4 protein-coding genes are annotated in these 5,541 nt (G+C 40.8%); 1 reads left to right on the plus strand and 3 read right to left on the minus strand.

The features are described from left to right. A partial coding sequence (locus CXF78_RS12355) for a translocation/assembly module TamB domain-containing protein (RefSeq protein ID WP_102036959.1) occupies window positions 1-2,645 on the plus strand: 2,645 nt, incomplete at its 5' end. Window positions 2,646-2,792: 147 nt separating this feature from the next. Here the strand turns inward: CXF78_RS12355 and rplY are convergent. The 3 genes from rplY to CXF78_RS12375 form a co-directional block, all read right to left on the minus strand. After that, complete coding sequence (gene rplY / locus CXF78_RS12365; RefSeq protein ID WP_011636915.1) at window positions 2,793-3,080, minus strand: 50S ribosomal protein L25; 288 nt, start codon at window positions 3,078-3,080, stop codon at window positions 2,793-2,795. A gap of 479 nt (window positions 3,081-3,559) precedes the next feature. After that, entirely contained in the window at window positions 3,560-4,111 is a 552-nt protein-coding gene (locus tag CXF78_RS12370; RefSeq protein ID WP_011636914.1) for a peptidoglycan L,D-endopeptidase MepK, read from the minus strand. A 251-nt stretch (window positions 4,112-4,362) separates the two neighbouring features. Then, window positions 4,363-5,541, minus strand: a 1,179-nt coding sequence (locus tag CXF78_RS12375) for a L,D-transpeptidase family protein (protein ID WP_102036960.1), incomplete at its 5' end; no start/stop codon positions are given.

A 5,541-nucleotide genomic window follows, 5' to 3' on the forward strand; every position in this document is an offset into this window, starting at 1 on the left:
AAGACCAAGTGGCGCAGTTTGAAGGGCAACTGACAACACCTTACCACCCTACTTTGGCGGTTATTGCAGATATTGTTAACCACAATCAAAAGTTGACCATCAATAAGCTCAATTTACAATCAATCGCGGGCAACCTAGATCTAACTGGGCAGCTATCATATAAAGATGACATAACCTGGCAAGCCAATGTGCTTACCAACGACATTCAGTTGCAATATATTGATTATATTAATCAGCAAAATCCGATCAAAAGTAAATTCAGTGGCCATTTTAATAGCACGGGCAGCATTGCCGATAAGCAATGGCAAGTGGCCATTCAAGACGCCAATTTAACCGGTCGTTTAAATGGTTACCCGCTGAACCTACAAGGCGAGATTTCATTAAATCAAGATTTTGCGATAAACGCGACAAACCTGCAGGCCAATGCCCTTGGCGCTCAATTAATCATTAATGGTCAAGCCGACAAAACATGGGACATCGATGCCGAGCTTAGCGTTCCTGATGTCAGTCAGTGGCTAAAAGGCGGCCGCGGTAATATTTTTGCGAAAGTTGATGTTACGGGTAATAGTGCCGACCCAATTGTGGATATTAATGCGCAAATCAGTCAATTCAGTTACCAAGGAAGTAAAATTGACAGCCTTGACTTGCTGGCGAATTATCGACCTTATACACAGCATCAATATCGAATAGAACTGCGTAATAACAATCTTGTATGGGACAGCTATAAGCTGACAGATATAGCATTCGTCAGTGAAGGCAATCAACATCAACAACAAAGCAAACTCAATACTCAAGGTGATGTGGTCATCAATACTCAAATGAGCAGTAGTAGTAATATTGATAAACAACAGTTCAATGCCACATTAACAGAATTCAATATCAGTAATGCTCTTGGACAATGGCAACAAGATAAACACATAACCGCAAGCTGGGATCAACTCAATAATCGTGGCAGTGTGAGCCGTTTTTGCTTAGTGCATCCACACAATAAATTGTGCCTAATCAATGATGTTAATTTAGGTCACACTGGCCAGGCTAATATTACTTTTACCGGTAATCCCGGCAAAACATTGGCACCTGTGTTGTCTAAAAAAATCACCTGGAGCGGTGAAGCAGCGCTAACAACTCAAGTTAATTGGGCTAAAGGTAAAAAGCCTACTGCAAATGTTCAGTTTACGCTTTTACCGGGAAATATTAAGCTAAGTCGAGCCAAAAACAACACTATCAGCATCGACTACCAGCAGTTACTATTTCAAGCATCGCTTGATGAAAAACAAATTAATAGTTCATTGAGTTTTGATTCGTCCGGCATAGCAAGTTGGCAAAGTCAGCTGAGTGTCAACATCACGCCCGATCGCACCTTACTAGGTACGATTAATGTTAATGAGCTTAATCTGGCGCCTTTTGGAGAGTTCTTCCCAAGGTTAGAAACCTTAGAAGGCATGTTGTCCAGTCGATTAAATTTATCCGGCACTCTTATGGACCCGAGTGTCTCGGGTAATATCAAACTCAGTGACGGTGCGTTTGCCTTATCCACTAACCCAACATTAATCGATAAACTGTACTTGTCACTGGCTCTAGAAGGCCAACAAGGACAACTCAATGGCCAATGGCATATGGGTGACGGACAAGTGAGTACGACAGGAACCCTCGCTTGGCCACAAGGAAAGTTTAGTGGTGACATTGATGTCAAAGGTGAAAATTTAGCAGTAATTCAACCGCCAATGGCAATATTAAATGTCTCTCCAGATATTAATATGACCTTTGATGAGCAACTGTTTGCGATAAAAGGCAAAGTTGACGTGCCATCAGGACAAATAAAAATTACACAGTTAGCAGAAGGAGGCGTTGCGGTATCGAACGATGTGGTATTTAACGATTCAGTGTCTGAACAAACCGTTAAAACCAGTCCTTATGCCGTTACAGCCGATTTAAATATCAGTGTAGGTAAACGTCTTACTATTGATGGTATGGGTCTTAAAGGAAGGCTAGAAGGCGATCTGATACTAAAACAACAAGCTTTTAAGCCGCCCATGTTATTTGGTGATATTAAAGTCAACAAAGGGACTTATAAGTTTATGGGACAAACCTTAAGTATTAACACTGGTGAAGTCCAATTTATTGGCCCGACAGAATTGCCAAACCTAAATATAGAAGCGACTAGAGACATTAAAGAGAGTGATATCACCGCCGGTGTTCGAGTCACGGGTACCCCAATGCGTCCAGTGGTTACCTTATTCTCTAATCCAGCAAAAGAGCAAGCTGAGGTGCTTTCTTATATTTTGACGGGTAAAGGCTTTACCAGTACAACCAACCAACAAAGTAACTCACTAATGATGGGCGCCGCCCTCAGTTTAGGCTCACAATTTGATGGTGGAGCAATGAATAGCATTGGCAGTACTGCAACGGGTCTAATTGAAAAGTTTGGATTTTCGAATGTACAACTTGATACTAATGATGACGGTAAAGTGGCCGTAAGTGGGTATATAGGTGAAGACTTAATGATTAAATATGGCGTGGGAGTATTTAACCCCGGTTATGAAATGACTGTGCGATATTATTTGTTTTCACAATTATATTTAGAAAGCGTGTCGAGCACCTTAAGTCAATCACTTGATATCTACTATAGCTTCGAAATCGATTAGCATTTGGCATTTGGCATTTGGCATTTGGCATTTGGCATTTGGCATTTGGCATTTGGCATTTGGCATTTGGCATTATAAGAATAAATTTATTGATAAAAATCACCCATAAAAAAAGCGCCCTAAGGCGCTTTTTTTTCACATTTGCGATTAAGCAAACATGAAGTCAATGTGTTCAACCAATTGCTTGAATGCGTGACGTTGGATAGCTTTTACACGAACTTTAACTTCTTTACCTTCAATAGAAACGGTTAAGTCAGTTGTGTAAAAGTCATCATTTAACTGGATGTTAATGATGTCTTTGTGTTCAAACTTGATTGACACAGGCTCTTTACCTGGACCATAAATTACTGCAGGAACTTTACCGGCATGACGTAGGCGGCGGCTCGAACCTTTCCCGATTTCTGTGCGGGTTACTGCGTTGATTGTGTAAGACATTAGTCACTCACTTAATAATTAATAAAGTATGAAGGCGTCATCATTTTCGACCAACGATGACTCAAATAAAGCGCGCGGATATTACCACAGCCATTATCAACCCACAAGAAGATATACCAATCCTATTAAATATGTGATCTTTCAGCGGGAGTTCAAAGTGCTGTAGGCAAGGCCGATGATTGAAACGAATAGTGAGGCTCGGTAACAAGCTCCTGCGTTATTCTGCCATCAACATCTGACCGCCATGGATGGTGGGAATATTTTATTTTTTATGGAAAAAATAGATCATGGCGTAGTATTTTGAAAGCATCTAACGAAGCATAAAGTACTTTGAAACCCACCGGAATGGAATCTCTCAGGTATTCCACTTCTGTGTTGCATCGATTTAAAAGGGAACAACCATTTCTACATCAATGCGCCTTGAATTGAAAAACCTGAGAGACTCTGAACTGACTAGATAGTAATGAGATTGGTATTAATTAACCCCAACGCCTCACAGGCCCACAATCAATATGCACAAACCCATCTCGAGGATAAAATCCTACACCACCCAACTTAAGCGACTCAGCAGCATCGCGTAAGTGCTTAGTTTTCACTCCGGGTAAGGCAATATCCATCGCCATCCCTTTCATGTGATAACTTTTCTTGGCTACACCGTTGCTGCGAGAAGCGAGCATTTGATTTGTTTTAGGTGAACGATAAGCTGAAATAACATGGATTTCATCTTGATTATCTAATGTAGCCTGTAATTTATACAAATATTCAAATAATCTTTTATCAATCGGTGCGGCTACATTCTGGCGATGATCACGTAATACTTGATTAAACTCAGTCAATGTTTCCGATTGATATTGACCATCAACCCAAAAACTTCCCTGGCTTCTCTCACCGGTGTGCAAGTTATAAAAACGTAAATCTTTAACACCAATAGTAGAACGACTTGCTTGCGCGGTATTAGGTAACATAGTTACCACTGCGGCACCGCTTAATCCTAATAATAACTGCCGACGAGTTAGGCACTCTATTGTCATTTATACACCACTTAAATTATCTAAATTACGATACTTATCGACTTTAAAAGCACGATTTCATCTTCACAACGTCTTTATTTTGTTGTTGCTTTTTTATCCAACTGGCGAATAAATTAACCATTAATGCTGATAAATGCAAGTCTGCCCATGTTGAGCTGAGCAACAAATACGCTAATCTCTATAAGAGTGTGATATAGCTCAAGTGCTTAGGGCAAAGTAAAACGTCATTAACTTTGTTTCATCAATTAAGTTTATTGCACAATATCGTTATTGATGGCTTTATGGCTTAATAACTTCATCGACTCTGCAGGGGTTAATTGATAAATGTCATCTCGGTACTGCGCAACATGTTGTTCATCCACCCAAGCGCGCCAATACACCATGTGCACAGGTAAAGATGACGATAAGGCAAACCATTGAGTTTGAGTGTGATTAGACTGCAAAAGGGCCCAAGTACGCTTGTCGATAACCAAATGGTTAGCAAACCAATCGGCTAACTGTTGCACCTTTTCAATTCGTACACAGCCTGATGATATATCCCGCTCCACATGTGCGAACATTTCGGGGGTTGGCGTATCATGCAAATACACGCTCTGGTCATTGTTAAAATGAAATTTATAGCGGCCTAATGCATTACCGCTACCGGGGCGCTGAACCACTCTATAAGGGAACTTACCTGTTGCAGCCTGTTGCCATTGTTGAGGTGTTTTATCAACACGATGACCTTCATAATCAAACACATCAAAATGTCTATCGGCAAAGTAAGCCCCATTTGACCTAACTTGCGGTAAAATATCCTTACGTAAAAGTTGTCGAGGTACCGTCCATGTGGGATTGATAACTATATTGGAAATTTGTCCCGTCATCACCGGCGTCTGTCGATATGGCTTACCTACAATCACTTTAGACGCTAACACAACTTGATTTTGGTCCACTAGCACCATTTGAAAAGCGGGAATATTAATCAACAAATAAGGTTGAGGCAGCTGACTCAAATAGACCGTTTTTTCTACGAAACTTTTTGCTAATAAAGAGGCTCGTTGTTGTGGTGTTTGATTTAACCAGAATAAGGTTTTAGGGCCAATAACGGCATCAGTCTTTAACCCATGCCGAGACTGAAAGCGTTTAACGCTTTGCACCAAAGCTGGTTGATAATCTATTTCGTCCGCAAGGTATTCGTATGCATCACCCAATAACCACAAACGTTGATTAATTTGCTTAATACTGGGATGACGGTCTCCAGGGCGTAACAGCCCTTCAAGCGTGATGGCTGGCCAATCTTGCGTTTGTGATAACCACATTAACTTACGCAGATCGTTTATCACCCCCAGGTAATCATCCACGCTAGGCTCCAGTGCAATATTTTTGTCACGTAGCGAAGTGGTGTTATCCATTGAGTCAAATGGCAGAGAAACTTGTTTATTATGCCA

The organism is Shewanella sp. 11B5 (assembly GCF_002836795.1).
Taxonomy (GTDB): domain Bacteria; phylum Pseudomonadota; class Gammaproteobacteria; order Enterobacterales; family Shewanellaceae; genus Shewanella; species Shewanella frigidimarina.

Coding starts and splice junctions, on each gene's coding strand:
- CXF78_RS12370 (WP_011636914.1), bottom strand. CDS start 4,111: ATGACAATAGAGTGCCTAACTCGTCGGCAGTTATTATTAGGATTAAGC.
- rplY (WP_011636915.1), bottom strand. CDS start 3,080: ATGTCTTACACAATCAACGCAGTAACCCGCACAGAAATCGGGAAAGGT.